Annotated in this window: 18 protein-coding genes; 16 read left to right on the top strand and 2 right to left on the bottom strand. The window is 39.2% G+C overall.

The window, feature by feature from the left end:
* Positions 1–18: 18 nt before the first annotated feature.
* The 7 genes from CVD27_RS15670 to CVD27_RS15700 all read left to right on the top strand — a co-directional run bounded on the left by CVD27_RS15670 (position 19) and on the right by CVD27_RS15700 (position 6,224).
* A complete protein-coding gene (locus CVD27_RS15670; RefSeq protein WP_101648838.1) occupies positions 19–1,017 on the top strand; it encodes a glutathione S-transferase family protein in 999 nt (332 codons plus the stop codon).
* A 14-nt stretch (positions 1,018–1,031) separates the two neighbouring features.
* On the top strand, positions 1,032–1,544 hold the full coding sequence (locus CVD27_RS15675; protein WP_101648839.1) for a GNAT family N-acetyltransferase: 513 nt from the start codon (positions 1,032–1,034) through the stop codon (positions 1,542–1,544).
* Between the two features lie 331 nt (positions 1,545–1,875).
* Positions 1,876–2,046 carry a YezD family protein gene (locus tag CVD27_RS15680; protein WP_180960312.1) on the top strand — a complete coding sequence of 57 codons (171 nt, stop codon included), beginning with the start codon at positions 1,876–1,878 and terminating at the stop codon, positions 2,044–2,046.
* Between the two features lie 139 nt (positions 2,047–2,185).
* Complete coding sequence (locus CVD27_RS15685; RefSeq protein WP_101648840.1) at positions 2,186–3,268, top strand: sulfate ABC transporter substrate-binding protein; 1,083 nt, start codon at positions 2,186–2,188, stop codon at positions 3,266–3,268.
* Between the two features lie 158 nt (positions 3,269–3,426).
* Positions 3,427–4,248 carry a sulfate ABC transporter permease subunit CysT gene (gene cysT, locus CVD27_RS15690; RefSeq protein WP_101648841.1) on the top strand — a complete coding sequence of 274 codons (822 nt, stop codon included), beginning with the start codon at positions 3,427–3,429 and terminating at the stop codon, positions 4,246–4,248.
* A gap of 16 nt (positions 4,249–4,264) precedes the next feature.
* Positions 4,265–5,152 carry a sulfate ABC transporter permease subunit CysW gene (cysW, locus tag CVD27_RS15695; protein WP_101648842.1) on the top strand — a complete coding sequence of 296 codons (888 nt, stop codon included), beginning with the start codon at positions 4,265–4,267 and terminating at the stop codon, positions 5,150–5,152.
* 1 nt (position 5,153) lies between these two features.
* Positions 5,154–6,224 (top strand): sulfate/molybdate ABC transporter ATP-binding protein, encoded by a 1,071-nt coding sequence (locus tag CVD27_RS15700; protein WP_101648843.1) that lies wholly within the window; start codon positions 5,154–5,156, stop codon positions 6,222–6,224.
* 70 nt (positions 6,225–6,294) lie between these two features.
* On the opposite strand, the gene CVD27_RS15705 is transcribed toward CVD27_RS15700, so the two are convergent.
* A complete protein-coding gene (locus CVD27_RS15705; protein WP_101648844.1) occupies positions 6,295–7,071 on the bottom strand; it encodes an alpha/beta hydrolase in 777 nt (258 codons plus the stop codon).
* A 239-nt stretch (positions 7,072–7,310) separates the two neighbouring features.
* On the opposite strand from CVD27_RS15705, the gene CVD27_RS15710 reads away from it, so the two are divergent.
* A complete protein-coding gene (locus CVD27_RS15710) occupies positions 7,311–7,919 on the top strand; it encodes a flavin reductase family protein (RefSeq protein ID WP_101648845.1) in 609 nt (202 codons plus the stop codon).
* A gap of 59 nt (positions 7,920–7,978) precedes the next feature.
* Here the strand turns inward: CVD27_RS15710 and CVD27_RS15715 are convergent, their stop codons facing one another.
* Positions 7,979–9,490: an ATP-binding protein gene (locus tag CVD27_RS15715; RefSeq protein ID WP_101648846.1), complete on the bottom strand. Its 1,512-nt coding sequence runs from the start codon at positions 9,488–9,490 to the stop codon at positions 7,979–7,981.
* Positions 9,491–9,762: 272 nt separating this feature from the next.
* Here CVD27_RS15715 and CVD27_RS28520 point away from each other — a divergent pair, with 272 nt between their 5' ends.
* From CVD27_RS28520 to CVD27_RS15760, 8 genes are all read left to right on the top strand, one after another.
* Entirely contained in the window at positions 9,763–10,059 is a 297-nt protein-coding gene (locus CVD27_RS28520) for a phospholipase (RefSeq protein ID WP_101648847.1), read from the top strand.
* A gap of 554 nt (positions 10,060–10,613) precedes the next feature.
* Positions 10,614–12,257 carry a M4 family metallopeptidase gene (locus CVD27_RS15730; RefSeq protein WP_101648849.1) on the top strand — a complete coding sequence of 548 codons (1,644 nt, stop codon included), beginning with the start codon at positions 10,614–10,616 and terminating at the stop codon, positions 12,255–12,257.
* Positions 12,258–12,490: 233 nt separating this feature from the next.
* Complete coding sequence (gene lepB, locus CVD27_RS15735) at positions 12,491–13,033, top strand: signal peptidase I (RefSeq protein ID WP_101648850.1); 543 nt, start codon at positions 12,491–12,493, stop codon at positions 13,031–13,033.
* 45 nt (positions 13,034–13,078) lie between these two features.
* Complete coding sequence (locus CVD27_RS15740; RefSeq protein ID WP_101648851.1) at positions 13,079–13,546, top strand: DinB family protein; 468 nt, start codon at positions 13,079–13,081, stop codon at positions 13,544–13,546.
* A 331-nt stretch (positions 13,547–13,877) separates the two neighbouring features.
* The gene (locus tag CVD27_RS15745; protein ID WP_101648852.1) at positions 13,878–14,162 is read left to right on the top strand and encodes a hypothetical protein; all 285 of its coding nucleotides are present in this window, start codon (positions 13,878–13,880) and stop codon (positions 14,160–14,162) included.
* Positions 14,163–14,359: 197 nt separating this feature from the next.
* Positions 14,360–14,581 carry a hypothetical protein gene (locus CVD27_RS15750; RefSeq protein WP_101648853.1) on the top strand — a complete coding sequence of 74 codons (222 nt, stop codon included), beginning with the start codon at positions 14,360–14,362 and terminating at the stop codon, positions 14,579–14,581.
* A gap of 163 nt (positions 14,582–14,744) precedes the next feature.
* Positions 14,745–15,452 (top strand): MBL fold metallo-hydrolase, encoded by a 708-nt coding sequence (locus CVD27_RS15755; RefSeq protein WP_101648854.1) that lies wholly within the window; start codon positions 14,745–14,747, stop codon positions 15,450–15,452.
* Between the two features lie 14 nt (positions 15,453–15,466).
* Complete coding sequence (locus CVD27_RS15760; protein WP_101648855.1) at positions 15,467–16,036, top strand: TetR/AcrR family transcriptional regulator; 570 nt, start codon at positions 15,467–15,469, stop codon at positions 16,034–16,036.
* The last annotated feature ends 86 nt before the right edge of the window (positions 16,037–16,122 follow it).

The raw sequence follows: 16,122 nt of genomic DNA on the forward strand, positions 1-16,122 counted from the left end.
TAGGAGAGGGTGTAGATAATGTCGGAAAATGTAAAAGAAATAAAGGCTGATGGCTCTTTTAACCGTCAAAAAAATAGATTTACAACCCCATTTGGACACGATGAGGGGGAACTGCCAATAGAGTCTGGGAGATACCGGCTGTTATGGTCTGCGGTCTGCCCCTGGGCCCATCGGTCTGTCATTGTACGGAGCCTGCTTGGATTGGAAGAAGTCATCAGTCTAGGAACGGCAAGTCCGATGAGACCAAAATTGCCACATGTAGATTGGGAATTTTCGTTAGACAAGGATGGTGTTGACCCTGTACTGGGAATTCGCTATATGAGTGAAATTTACTTAAATACGGACCCTGATTACGAGGGCCGGCCCACAGTCCCCGTTATCGTCGATATTAAGGAGAAAAAAGTTGTCAATAATGATTATTTTAAGCTAACTAATTATCTTGAAACGGCTTGGGCACCGTTTCATCGTAAAAATGCCCCGGATTTATATCCTGAACATTTACGAGAGGAGATTGACCGGTTGAATGATGTCATTTTCCAGGAAGTAAATAATGGAGTTTATAAGTGCGGATTCGCTCAGTCACAAGAAGCATATGAACAGGCCTATGATACCTTATTTGCAAGATTAGATGAAATAGACGAACGGCTCTCTAAACAACGATTCTTATTTGGCGATTATATTACTGATGCAGATGTCAGGCTGTATGCTACGCTCATTCGTTTTGATGCTGCCTATTACTCCGCCTTTAAGGCCAATCGAAATCGAATCGTTGATTTTCCAAATTTATGGGGATATTTAAGGGATTTATATCAAACACCTGGTTTTGGAGATACCACTGATTTTGATGCGATTAAAAGGCATTATCACTTATCCAATCATATCGCTAGCAATGATCAAAAAAGTTATCATATTTTACCCAAAGGACCCGATCTTTCAGGACTAAATTCTCCGCATAACCGTCAGACTTTAAGTAACAAGCCAGAAAAATTTTTATTAAAATGTGAGAAAGAAGAATAGGAGTATATGGGAAGATGATCATTCGTAATGCTGTAGTAGAAGAATTGTCATTGATTCGAGAACAAAGACTGCTTGCATATCAAGTCCATGCCAAACTGATTCCTAAAGACCACTGGAATGCTCTAAAAAAGGCTATCACATCAGATACGGATACAAACCCGGATATAGAACGAATCGTGGCAGAATTAGACGGAAATATTGTAGGCAGTGTGGTTTTATATCCACCTAAGACGGATGCCTATGAAGGAAAGGTTGAACGGGTGGAATATCCTGAAATTCGCATGCTCGCTGTTGCCTCCGAAGCCCAGGGAAAAGGGATTGCAACGGCGTTAATTATGGAATGCATCGACAGAGCCAAAGCAAAAGGCTGCGGGTCGATTGGTTTGCATACTGGAGAATTCATGAAAGATGCTAGGAGATTATACGAACGGCTTGGTTTTAAACATATCCCACAATATGACTTTGAACCTGCCAATGATGGCATTATTGTAAAAGCCTATCTACTTACCTTTGATAAAAATATTTGAAATGAGAAATCTAAAAATTTAATAAATTATTAAAATATTTTTAAAACCTACTTGACACCTCGGAAAAGTCAGAATAAAATAAAACTAATTCAAGCCCATATTTAAATACAAACAAATAAGGTAAAGCTGATTGGACCACCAAAGGCTTATACTCCCCACTCAATGAATGGGGGTATAAGCCTTTTTTAATAGAAAGGAGTGTTTGTGAGTGGCTTATCCTATTAGTAAGTGTAGTCCACATTGTAGTCAGTCTAATCGAACCTTAAAATTTTTTATCTATAAAACCAAGTATTCTGATGTGATATTAATAAATTAAAAGGAGAGTGGAACAATGGCATTGGTGGATCAAGAAAGAACTAAGGTGATTTTAGAAGCATTGAAGAATATCGAGTATGGTTCTCTTACGATAACCATTCATGATGGAGCTATCACGCAAATTGATAGGACGGAAAAAACTCGTTTTGAATTAAGACGATCTTCTGCAAAAAATCAAAGAGTATAAGACTAGCCGATCAGTCAACTGAAGGCTGCTTAATTTTACATAGCTTAAGGACTTTGCTGCCTCTACTTCATGGCGGATTCATTCTTAAGTGTGCTGAAAATTAGGCAGCTTTTTTATTTACTAAAAGGGGGAAAATGGTATGAAAAAATATATATACAAAATAACACTGGTACTAACGTTACTGACGCTTGTTTTAGCAGGCTGCAGCAGTACGGAAAAATCAAGTTCCCAAACATCTACGAAAAAAGAGAATAATGCAAGCCAGGAAACAACGAAAAAGAAAGATCCTGTACAGTTATTAAACGTATCGTACGATCCAACAAGAGAGCTATATGAACAATATAATAAGGAATTCGCTCAATATTGGGAAAAGAAAACCGGCCAGCAGGTGACGGTTCAGCAGTCACATGGCGGTTCAGGAAAACAGGGTCGTGCAGTTATTGATGGATTAGAAGCTGATGTTGTGACCTTGGCGTTAGCGTATGATATCGATGAAATTGCTGACAAAGGACAATTACTTCCTACAGATTGGCAAAAGAAACTAGAAGATAATTCTACTCCTTATACGTCTACAATTGTTTTCCTAGTGAGAAAAGGGAATCCAAAAGGAATAAAAGATTGGGATGATTTAACGAAAAAAGGAGTATCCGTTATAACTCCTAACCCGAAAACGTCTGGCGGGGCAAGATGGAATTACTTAGCGGCTTGGGCCTATGCACAGGAAAAATTCGGCGGCGATGAAAAGAAAATCAAAAACTGTATGAGCCAATTATATAAAAATGTGGAAGTGTTAGATTCAGGTGCACGCGGAGCTACCACCACCTTTGTTGAACGCGGCATTGGTGATGTGTTGATTGCTTGGGAAAATGAAGCATACTTAACTCTAAATGAATTAGGTAAAGATAAGTTTGAAGTTGTGAATCCGTCACTTAGTATTCTTGCAGAACCGCCTGTAGCTGTCGTTGATAAAGTAGTAGATAAAAAGGGTACGAGAGAAGTAGCTGAGGCCTATCTGAAGTATCTATACTCTGATAAAGGGCAGGAAATTATTGCGAAGAATTACTACCGCCCGCGTAACGAAGAAATCTTGAAAAAATATGCGAATGTCTTCCCGGAAATTAAGATGGTCACCATTGATGATTATTTTGGCGGCTGGAAAAAGGCGCAAGAAAAACATTTTAATGATGGAGGGACATTCGATCAAATCTATCAGCCTAAATAAGAAGAGCGCAAGGTGCTCGGTTATCGGCTTGTGACCGTGAGCCGATGGCGCCTGGATCTGGACATGATATTTCTCAAAGCAAATTTTATACTTTCTTATCTTCTAGAATAGGGAGCATTCGTGCTCCCTATGTATCTAAATCGGAAGGGGTCAACCTCATGGGTCTTTTTAAAAAGAGAACAGGCGTATTGCCTGGATTCGGACTATCGCTAGGGTTTACGATGACCTACATTAGCATTCTCGTCATCTTACCTTTATCGATGATTTTTATCAATTCGGCAACTGCCCCTTGGGAGAAAATTTGGCAGACCATTTCGGAGCCAAGAGTGGTTGCATCCTATAAGTTAAGTATCGGTGCCTCTTTAATGGCGGCAGCGATTAATGTTATTTTTGGAGTCTTAATCGCATGGGTACTTGTACGCTACAGATTTCCGGGCAGGCGTATCATTGATGGCCTTGTTGATTTGCCATTTGCCTTACCAACAGCAATTGCAGGGATTGCCTTAACTACCTTGTATACACCAAATGGCTGGGTTGGGCAATTCTTAAGTTTTAAAGTGGCATTTACATCGCTTGGGATAACAGTCGCCTTAATGTTTATCGGTTTACCCTTTGTGGTACGAACGGTACAGCCAGTTTTACAGAACGTGGATAAAGAAGTGGAAGAGGCATCCGCCAGCTTAGGGGCAAATCGGCTTCAGACCTTTGTTAAAGTCGTCTTCCCTGAATTGCTTCCTGCCGCTCTGACGGGCTTTGCATTAGCCTTTGCCAGGTCGCTCGGTGAATATGGATCTGTGGTGTTTATTGCTGGAAATATGCCGATGAAAACAGAAATAACCCCTCTGTTAATAATGACGAAGCTTGAACAATATGACTATGCAGGGGCTACGGCCATCGCTGCCGTCATGCTTGTTTTTTCCTTTTTCATGCTTTTAGTCATTAACCTTTTACAATGGTGGACCAATCGAAAATTTATTTAATAATGGGGTGTAGAAAATGTCTGGACATGTTTCTTTGCAATTCTCAAGTCCACAGCTGCAGCAATCGAAAAAGGAGGCTGAACCGCGCTGGGTTCGCTTTTTATTAATTACTTTAGCCATTGGATTTTTAGGATTGTTTCTTGTTTTACCGCTAGCAGCCATTTTTATCAAAGCCTTTGATAAAGGCAGTGAGGTATTTTTTGAAGCAATCAGCAGTCCAGATGCAGTAGCTGCCATCAAATTAACCTTGATCGTGGCTCTAATTGCCGTTCCGCTTAATGCGATTTTTGGTGTTGCGGCTGCCTGGGTAATTACTAAGTTTAAATTTAAGGGTAAAAGTCTGTTAATCACGATTATTGATCTGCCGTTTGCGATTTCACCCGTTATTGCAGGACTTGTATTTGTTTTATTATTCAGCAGTCATGGATTATTTGGTCCATGGCTTCAGGAGCATAATATCAAGATTATCTTTGCCGTTCCTGGCATTGTGATGGCCACTTTGTTAATTACCTTGCCATTTGTTGCAAGAGAGTTAATCCCATTAATGCAGACACAAGGGACCTCAGATGAAGAAGCTTCCATGACGCTTGGTGCAAGCGGCTGGAAGACATTTTGGCTGGTCACTTTGCCGAATATTAAATGGGGTCTTTTATACGGAGTCATTTTATGTACAGCCCGTGCGATTGGTGAATTCGGTGCCGTGTCGGTTGTTTCTGGTCATATTCGGGGTATGACTAATACCATGCCGCTTCATATTGAAATTTTATACAATGAATATCAATTCTCGGCAGCTTTTGCCGTTGCATCTTTAATGTCACTGTTCGCCATAATTACCTTAGTTGTTAAAAATGTCATTGAATGGAAAACACATAAGTCTTTCGGATCTGAAAAGGAGGAGGCATAATATGAGCATTCAAATTCAAAATATCTCTAAATCGTTTGGAAGCTTTCAAGCCTTGGAACGTATCAATTTAGATATTCAAACCGGAGAACTGGTTGCGCTCCTTGGCCCCTCCGGATCAGGGAAGACCTCGCTTTTAAGGATTATCGCAGGGCTGGAAGAGGCAAGTCAGGGAGTCATTTTGTTTGGTGATGAAGATATCACTCTGTTAAGTGCAAAAGAGCGAAAGGTGGGCTTCGTTTTCCAACATTATGCCTTATTTCGCCACATGACGGTTTTTGATAATATTGCTTATGGTTTAAAGGTCCGTCCGCGGAAAAACCGCCCCACTAAAAGTGAGATAAAAGAAAAGGTTTATGAATTATTAAAACTGGTCAAACTCGAGGCCTTTGCCCATCGCTATCCATCCCATTTATCAGGAGGACAGCGGCAGCGGGTAGCCCTTGCACGAGCTTTAGCCGTAGAACCAAAGGTTCTTTTATTGGATGAACCATTTGGAGCTTTGGATGCGAAGGTACGAAAAGACCTGCGCCGCTGGCTAAGAAGGCTGCATGATGATTACCAGATTACGAGCATCTTTGTAACCCATGATCAGGAGGAAGCACTTGATGTGGCGGACCGGATTGTAGTGATGAACGAGGGGAAGATAGAGCAGATTGGCACGCCGGAGGAAGTTTACGAACATCCGAACAGCCCTTTTGTTTATCACTTCTTAGGGAATGTGAATCTATTTAAGGGGCGCTTGCATAATGGGAAGTTGCAGCATGGAGAGTTCGAGGTAGAGGCTCCCGAATTTGATGAGACGGTAAGTACTGATGCAGTTGGTTATGCAAGACCTCATGATATTAGTATCAAACGGGAATATAGGCAGGATTACGCTGCGGCAAAAATCAGTTATATCCATCAGATTGGGGCAGTAGTCCAAGTTGAACTTATTCGAAAGGATACAGGCGATTTTTTAGAGGCAGAAATAACGAAGGAATATTTTCGGAGTCTTGATCTTAAAACGGGTGAAGATGTGTATATAAAGCCAAAGCAGTTGAAGGTGTTTGTCCCGGAGGATTATTCAATATAGGTATATATACTAGCTAGGTTTAACGATTAAAGAAAAGAAGGTGTCTTTACCTCGTACAGACACCTTTTTTCTATAGGTCAGAATATAGGTATGATAGCATTCCAGTTACCCTTTTTTGAAAAAACGGATAAGCATGTTCGGCTTTTTCAATCAGCTCAAAATGCAGGTTAGGGGTTTTGGTATGTAAAATATCTACTACTCTATTGGTTAAATTAAGTAAAAACTTGTTCATCTTTTCATCAGCACCAACCTCTGTGGTTCCAAAGTCTAAATAAAACTTTTCTATGGAAGTGAGGTCTGAGATTTTTAACAGATTCTCGATTTCCTCTTGGTTTCGATAGTAACCAGGAGAAATCGCAGCGACTCGTTTAAAAATTTTAGGGTAACGGCAGGCCGCATATGTTGAAATTAAGCCGCCTAAAGAGATTCCGGCAATGGATGTATGGTCTTTTCGTGTCCAGTATTTTTTATCAATCGTTGGCTTCAATTCAGTGACGATAAAATTAAGGTATTCTTCGCCTCTTCCGCCTGTAGGGCTCGCAAAACCCAAAATCTCTTCACTAATCTTGCCATTCACCCAAGGGCAATATTCGTTAACGCGCTCTTCTCCCTCCGGATTTAAGTCAATCGCAACAACAATAATCTCAAGCCCGCTCCGGTTTAAGTAATCTTTCAAACCCAAGGAAACACCTTTAATCGCATGATCATCTTCAAAGACATTTTGCCCATCTTGCATATATAAAACTGGATAGTCTTTCGTTTGGTTAGAATAGCTCTCTGGGAGGTATACCCTAATGGTTCTTTCTTGATTGAAAGAGGACATGAATAAAGGGAAGTTTTCAATCATAAATGTTCATCTCATTTCCACACATCTTTTCTACCAATTTACCATATTTTATATATGTTTCAATATTATTATATAAAATAAGCCCCCGCCAATAATATAATATATAGTGCTAGCTGCCATTTCTGGCCGCTTATTTGTATAGTGTCTAAATTTGTTTTAATTATATTCAGAATTAGGAAATACTGTAATAATAGTAAGTTTTTTTACAATAGACCATTTAGTGAGGAGAGGAATTAAACATGATTTCTATAGACCCATCTAAAAGTACCGAACGAGAAAATTATAAGTTTTTAATAGGAAGTATTATACCTAGACCCATTGCTTTCGTGACATCTCAGTCGAAAGAGGGGGTTTTAAATGGGGCACCGTTTAGTTACTTTAATATTGTATCGGCCAATCCACCGATGATATCCTTAGCTATTCAACGCTCGGGAGGGAGACAAAAGGATACAGCGAGTAATATTATTAACTCTAAAGAATTTGTCGTTCATATTGTTGATGAACAAAATGTTGAGCAAGTCAATAAAACAGCTGCCAGCCTGCCTCCGGATGAGAGCGAAATAGAATTAGCACAACTTACTCCAGTAGAAAGCCTAAAGATCTCCACACCTGGGGTAAAAGAAGCCAAAATTAGAATGGAGTGTTTATTAGAGCATTCATTGGAAGTGGGAGGTTTGGATTCCCCAGGGTGTGATTTAATCATTGGAAGGATTGTTCAATATCATATTAAAAATGATATATATGAAAGTGGAAAAATTGACCCTCAAGGGCTGGCAGCGGTAAGCCGTTTGGCAGGTAATAATTACGCGAAAATCGGAGAGATATTTGAAATTGAAAGACCAAAATAGTTCACAAACAAACGCTCAGAACATTTAGCTCTGAGCGTTTGTTTTGATCATAAAGTAACCTATGATTGTGATGCTAATGGCAGCACAATTTCGACTTGTGTCCCTTGATTAGGAGTACTTGCAATATTAATCTTTCCTCCGTAGGAATCAATGATTCGTTTGCAAACAGTTAAACCAAGGCCAGAACCATCTTTTTTTAAGGTATAAAACGGATTAAAGGCCTGTGAAATTTGATCCTTACTCATACCAATACCGTTATCGGTAACCGTTATCCGACAGCTGTCTGATTGTTTGTCTAAACGAACTGCTAATTTACCTCCATAAGGCATCGCCTGTAAAGCATTTTTCGTTAGGTTAAGAATCACTTGCTTTAATTGATCTTTCACACAAGATACAGGGAGCTTTTCCGGATGAAAGTTAAAGGATACATCCACATCTGTATAATTAGCTTCGGATGAGATAATAGGTGCAATTTCAGAAACAATTTCATTTGCATCACAAATCTTGAATATGTTGGCAGTTGGTTTACCAAGGATAAGTAGTTCACTGACAATAGAATTGATCCGGTCTATTTCTGATTGGATGACTTTGAAATAGGTTTGTGCTTTCTCGTCCTTGTTTTCTTCGCTTAATAGTTTAACCAAACCCTTAATACCTGTAAGTGGATTTCTAATTTCATGCGCTGTACTGGCAGCGAGATTGCCAATCAGCTCTAATTTGTGCCGCTCTGTTTGTTCCTTCTCCTTTTGGAGTTTTCTTTTTAAAATAAGGTATTGTAGTAATAAAAATAGAATACTTAAAATGGTTAAGAAAATAATGAGATTGGTGAAAAAGCTATTCCAGAATACTTTTTTGGTATTAGGGTCCACAAAAGCTGTAATCGACCAGGGCACTCTAGAAACGTTTATTACGGATTTTACGTCGTAATTCTTTGTAATGGGACCAGTTTGAATCAATGGTTTTCCAGTCTCATCTTTTATCAAGATTCGTTCACCATTTACTACCCTAGTTATTTCTTTTTTTATTTCATCCATTCGCAAACTGGCAACGAATACTCCTTTTACCTTGCTATTTTCTACGATTGGAGTTGCAATCGAGATAATATACCTGCCTGTTACCCTTCCATAATGAGCTTCTGATATACTGGTTTGTCCTGTATGTAGTGCCTGTTGAAAGTAAGGGCGGTCACTAACATTAACTGGGCTCGTGATTTGGTTTGTATCTATTACAATGTCTCCTTTTGTAGTAGCCCAATAAAAACCAGAAAAGCGCGGGTCTTTTCCCCTAGTTTCTCGGAGTATTTTTCCAATATCATTTAAATTATTGTGCTGAACATTGATGGAGGTGGAGAGCATTTCTAATCGTCCGACTGTCTCTCCGACAAACTTCTCAATATTTATGGCATGAAAGTTAGCGTACTTTTGTGCCTTCAGTTGGTATTCACTATCCACTACCCTCACTTTGTGATGGGCTCGGGTCATACTGACTGCTACAGATGGAATCAGAGCAATTAGCAGATAGATAATTAATTTTTTATGTAGAACGGCCTTAAGCAGGCGAATAAGTACCAAATGGATCTACCCCTCTATGTATAGTACTATTTTTCCATTTATTTGCTCTTTTGATACAACTTATGAGGGAAAAATTGGGAAAAATAATATGAAACTGCGGTACTTTTAATGTTTTTTTAGGTATGTTCGTTGTTATGTTAGTTATATCAAATAAATTATTATCTGAAAATAGAAAAGTTATTTATTTTCCTACTAACTGAATAGGGATTTTGGCTATTTCATCCAAATCTAATTTTCATATCCTAATAGAAAGAGATTAGGGAGGTGTAATGATGCAATATAAGAGGAGAAGGAATCCATTTTCTTTGTGTATTTTTCCTGGGTATAAGTGGTGTGGACCGGGCTGCAGCGGACCAGGTGCACCAATAAATGATGTTGACGCTTGCTGCCAGAAACATGATTACTGCCTTAGTCAAGGCATTTCACCTTGCCAATGTGATACAGAATTCATGGAGTGTCTCCGTCCAATAATGAATCTGAATACGGATAAGGGCAGGAAGGCGGCACTGATGTATGATTTTATGAGAATTAGGACCAATTTTACATGCAGTCGTAAGAATTGGTTGTGAATAATAAAAAAACGGGGGAAGTTTTGGAACCATTTGATTGTAAATTTAAGGAATATCAAGGAAGATAGAGATAAAGCATTTCCGAAAGGATGGAGTTCATGTACTTCCTCTATTGGTTTTTTAAATGCGGATGGCTGCTGTTGATTATTTTTATTGGAAATATATATTTAAGCAGATTAGGATTATGGTCTGTTATGATTTGTATTGCGATCTTTTTAGTAGGAAATTATTTAATAAATAAAGGCATGGAAAAGATATTATTTACGAAAAAGAAAAATTCTTAATAAAAGGGTGTGTTTATTTTAATTCGAAGGATCGGAAGAATTCTCACACCATGATTTACCAGTATTTTCTTTTTGCTGTATTTACAAGATAGAATCTTTTAATTTTCCCAACACTAGTAAATAGAAGTGTTGGGATTTTTAATAGTTTTTTTAAAAACAATAGGTAAGATCCCTTTTTTTCATCACTTTTTTCCCAATTATGCGGATGGTTAGACCATGATATGATGTTTTTGCAACAAAACAAATAGATCATTAGGAGGCTGGGAAAAGATGAAGAAGAGAACATCTATCATGCTAGCATTAGGATTAACGGTTGGGTCAGTGCTTCCGATTACGGCTGCCGCCAATACTATTCCGTATAATGTGACGGTTACAAAGGATGCAAGCCAGTTTGGCAAAGATGCCAAGGTAACTTGGAAAAAGGGGCAAACCGTTCCCTCCTTCGTGCACGGTAAACTATCTACTAAGGCTTATAAAGACCAAGCATCCATAAAGCAATTTTTAAAAGAAAATAAACAACTATATCAACTAGATACCGATAAAGACTTAACTCTACTTGACGTTCAAACCGATGAGCTGGGCAGTAAGCATTATAATTTTATTCAATCAGTTCAGGGGATTCCTGTCGATGGGGCAAAATTCAAGGTGCATACTGATAAGAATGGGATCATTACAGCTATTAATGGAGATGTTTTTCCAGCGGCATCCTCCTATTTTAAGGGGAACCTGAAAGCTCAGCTTTCTAAGGAGCAGGCACTTACTAAAGCCTGGGAATCTATCCATTTATCGAAAACGGATACACTGACAAATGCAGAGGCAGGGCCTACAGGTTCAAAATTCGAGGATACGGTTGAAAAGGCAGAATTAGTCGTTTATAAAAAAGCAAATGATTTTTATCTTGCCTATAAAATCAACCTTCAATTTATCCAGCCATATGGCGCAAATTGGGTAGTATATGTTGATGCGGTAAATGGAAATGTGTTAGATTCCTATAATGCTGTTGCTGACGGTGCTACTACAGGTTCTGGTTATGGTGTATTAGGAGACTATAAAACTCTTAATACCTATTATTCAAACGGAACTTACTATCTATATGATGTAACGAAGCCGATGTCAGGTGTTATTGAAACTAGAACGGCACAAAGCCGGTCTGTTTTACCAGGTAATTACTCAGTCGACGCTGATAATAAATTTAATGCTGTATCACAAGGCGCCGATGTTGATGCGAATTACTATGCAGGTAAGGTCTATGACTATTACAAAAATACGTTTAATCGGAATAGTTTTGATAACAACGGTGCGACGATTCGTTCGACGGTCCACTATAGCCGTAATTACAATAATGCTTTCTGGAATGGGTCGCAAATGGTATATGGGGATGGTGATGGAGTAACCTTTATTCCTTTATCAGGCGCTTTAGATGTAGTTGCCCATGAATTAACTCATGCTGTTACGGAAAGAACTGCAGGGTTGGATTACGTAGATCAATCTGGGGCACTGAATGAGTCCATTTCCGATACGTTTGGGGTCTTCCTTGATAAAGGAGATTATTTGGTTGGTGAAGATGTGTATACACCAAATAAATCAGGTGATGCACTCCGAAGTCTGTCAAACCCACCACTCTATGGGCAGCCTGATAATATGAACAATTATGTCTATACGACTTCTGATAATGGCGGGGTCCATACGAATAGTGGAATTCCTAACAAAGCCGCCTATCTAACTATGTCTAGTTTAGGTATGTCTGTTGCCGAGAAAATCTACTATCGTGCTCTTACCGTATATTTAAACCCGCAAAGTAACTTCAGTGATGCTCGGGCATCCTTGCTTGCAGCCGCTGCAGATTTATACGGCACAGGCAGCACCCAGTACAATGCCGTTGCCTCAGCCTGGAACCAAGTAGGAGTACAATAAAACAAAAAGAGTCAGCCATCGCGATGGCTGACTCTTTTTGTGTATGCAGAAAGTAGAAATGGTGACAGGCACCCTTTGGGATTTATTTGGTCGGGTTAGAGGTCTTAACGGTTGGTTGTAGAATATTATTATTACGAATGGATTAAGTTATGGCAGCGATTTGTTTGTTGAGTTTGATACATCTCATGTTGTCCGGACTGATCAGATTTAACAGTGAAGGGTGTTGTATATTGATGGTAAGCTCTAATTCTAAGAAGGAGTTCGTAGGATGGGGTAAATCTTTAGTGATTGCTGCGGGAATGGCCGCATTGATCCGAACATTTTTATTTTCCCCTTATATCGTGGAAGGGGCATCAATGGAGCCCACTCTACATAATCAAGAGAAAATCTTTGTAAACAAAGTATACTATTCTTCCCAATTCACTAGAGGGGACATTGTTATTATTAAAGGATCGACTGAAAACTATGTGAAAAGGGTTATCGGTAAGCCAGGTGACACAATTGAAATGAAAGATGATCAGCTGTTAATTAATGGGGAGCCTTACAAAGAGGCCTATCTATCAGAAAACCGAAAGGAAGCCAAAAGTATTGGTAGTAAATTAACAGGTGACTTTGGACCGATTGTTGTTCCAGCTGCAAATTATTTTGTCATGGGGGATAACCGTCTAAAGAGTATGGATAGCCGAAATGGGTTAGGCTTTATTAAGCAATCCGAAATAATTGGGAAAAGTGAATTTGTGATTTATCCATTCTCAGATATTCGAACTGTTAAGTAGGAATTGATCTGGTAAATTTACAATTCAAAAGGCGGAGAGAAAAAGATGGATAAGCAGCACATAATTGAAGAAAATTTGAAATTAGTGGTTTGGTGTGAATCACTAAAAGAGTTAACGGATGAAGTCTGGTTTAGCTGTTTCAGTGAAGGCAGCTGGGGAATAGCAGATGTTATTTCACATTTCATATCATGGGACCAGTTTTTATTGAACTATCGATTACCCGCAATAATCCATGGTGAAGAGTTCCTTGAGGTTCAGGTGGATGTAGAAACGATCAATGCAAAAGCATCACAGTATGCACGTTCAGGAATAAGCAAATTTGACTTGATTGAGAAATGTATGGCAAAAAGAAATGAACTTGTTTCACAAGTGGAGAGTATTCCTGCCGAAAAATTTGCTGAACAATTTATTTTCGGTAGGACCCGATTAACCTTGAAAGAATATTTCTCGGATTTTATTGATCATGATAAGCATCATATGGACCAAATTCATGACTTTTTAATGAGACAATAAGTAAGAATTTTTTATAGGATTTGAAAGATAAGGACTGCCATCGTGTAGTCCTTTTCTTTTTGGGCAAAAAAATAGATTGGTGCCGGCACCAATCCAAAATGGGAAGTTTTAAGAAATGAGCTCTTTGAACTTATTTCTTAATTAAGTTATTTCAATAATAGTAGAAACTTGTGAAGAAAATAGGGGGAAGTTATGTGGAAGTTGTGAAGATTACAGATTGATTAGGACGGTTTACTTTTAACATGTTCGGAGGGAAATGGGCTATTATCTATGCCGATTTTGATATGTAGACATACACTGTATACAGCCAGTTATAAAGGAGGTTTTGGGAATGGAAAGACAATATGGAACTCCGGGTCAACCATATCATCACGGCCAGGGCGGTTATCATCCAGGTCAAGGTTATCAACATGGTCATGGCGGATATTATCCTCCTCCAGGATATCCGGGCCATGGATACCATCACGGCCACGGCGGCTATTATCCAGGTCACGGATACCATCACGGCCACGGCGGTTATTATCCGGGTTACGGTTATCATCATGGTCATGGCACCTACTATCCAGGTCATGGGTATCACCACGGACATGGCACTTATCAGCCAGGTCCAAGATAAAAACGCCTGTTTCAATTTAGGTAGTTTCCAAGGTAAAAAAAGTGCTTGACACCCTTACGGTGTCAGGCACCTTTTTTACTTTTGAGTAGTTGTGTTTATGGGAAAATGCCATATAATAGTATTAACAGTGTTCACAAAATTGTCGAAATTATTATTCGAAGTGTTTAAATAGGATAAAAAATTGGAGGGGTTGGCTAATGTTAAAAGCAGCGGTTGCTGGAGTAATTGGTTTTGTACTCATTTTCATCGAAGCAATGATCGTAATGAAACTAAAAGGCTATGAGACTATTGAATTTGGCGGCCTTTCACCATTTATCAATGTCTGGGCAATGAATTTCTTTTTTATCTATGCCATTCTTACACAAGTTACAAATTGGTACATAAACAAACAAGAATTAAATGAGGATAATAGCTATTAACAAACCAATTAATTCCCATTGAAATGTGATCTAACAAGCGTCTCCACCCCAAAGAAGCAGGAGGTGCTTTTTTTATTGAAAAAAATGGAAATTTCCATTGATTTAACTAACGGTATTAGTTAAAATAAAACTAACGATATTAGTTAAAAGGGGATAGGGGAAAGTGAGATTAATTAAAAAAGGGTATGTTTATCAAGTGACATTTATGGCCCGTGTGTTTCCGGTAAACTGCTATTTGGTTGAAGAAGACGATGGATTAACATTAATTGATGCTGCCCTTGGATTCTGTGCAACGGGTATTTTAAAGGCAGCTAGAACGATTGGAAAACCGATTACCAAGATTGTTCTGACACATGCTCATGAGGATCATGTGGGAGCGCTTGATACTCTCAAAGCAGAGCTGCCCGAGGTACCTGTTTATATCTCTACCCGTGATTACAGACTAATGAATAATGACCGCTCACTTGAGCCTCATGAAGATCAAACACCGATAAAAGGGGGAGTCCCGAAAACATTAAAAACCCGGGCGAACGTTCTACTCAAAGAAGGCGATTTAGTAGGTTCATTAACCGCTATTGAAACACCGGGGCATACACCTGGTTCCATGTCATTTCTTGATTTGCGGACCAAAGCTCTTATTGCCGGTGATGCCTTTCAAACAAGAGGCGGCATTGCTGTAGCTGGGGATTTGAAGCCATGGTTCCCATTCCCTGCGTTCGGTACTTGGAGTAGGAACACCGCGTTAGCTAGTGCAAGAAAAATGTTAAGTTATGAACCTAAGCTGCTGGCGGTTGGCCACGGAGAAATGATAGAGAATCCTATCGAAGTAATGGAAAAAGCAGTGGAAGATTTTAAGCGAAAAATCGGATAGAGGGAGTAAAATACATGTCACCAAGACCAAAAGTTGGACTTGAGTTGTCCACCATACTAGAGGCTGCAGGGGACATTGCAGACCAGCAGGGAATGGCCGAAGTTACACTAGCTAACCTTGCGAAGAAATTAGGGATTCGTCCTCCTTCCTTGTATAATCATTTTGATGGATTGCCAGGATTAAGAAAAAAACTTGCAATCCATGCGATTAACCAATTATATGAGAATCTGTCGGATGCTGCTAAAGGGAAAGAGGGAACGGAAGCTGTTCTTGCTATGAGTATGGCCTATGTTAATTTTTCCAGAATACATCCAGGTCTTTATGAGGCAACCCTTATCGCACCAAATCCGGAAGATATGGATGTACAACGAGCAGGGGGAAAAATTGTTGATCTTACCGTCCGTGTCTTACAGGCATATCAATTAGAGGGAGAGCGGGCTTTTCATACTGTCAGGGGCTTACGCAGTATATTGCACGGCTTTTCTGCTTTAGAGCTAAAAGGCGGTTTTAAGATGAATTTGGATTTGGACGATAGCCTGACAATTATTATTCAAGCATTTCTAAAGGGAATGGAGAAAGCCTAATACGTCATCGGGTGTTTGTAGTTGCTTTTTGTTTGATACACCATTTTTAAGGTATAATATACTTGTAATTATATTAATTACATTTT

The organism is Neobacillus cucumis (genome assembly GCF_002860255.1).
Classification (GTDB): Bacteria; Bacillota; Bacilli; order Bacillales; family Cytobacillaceae; genus Neobacillus; species Neobacillus cucumis_A.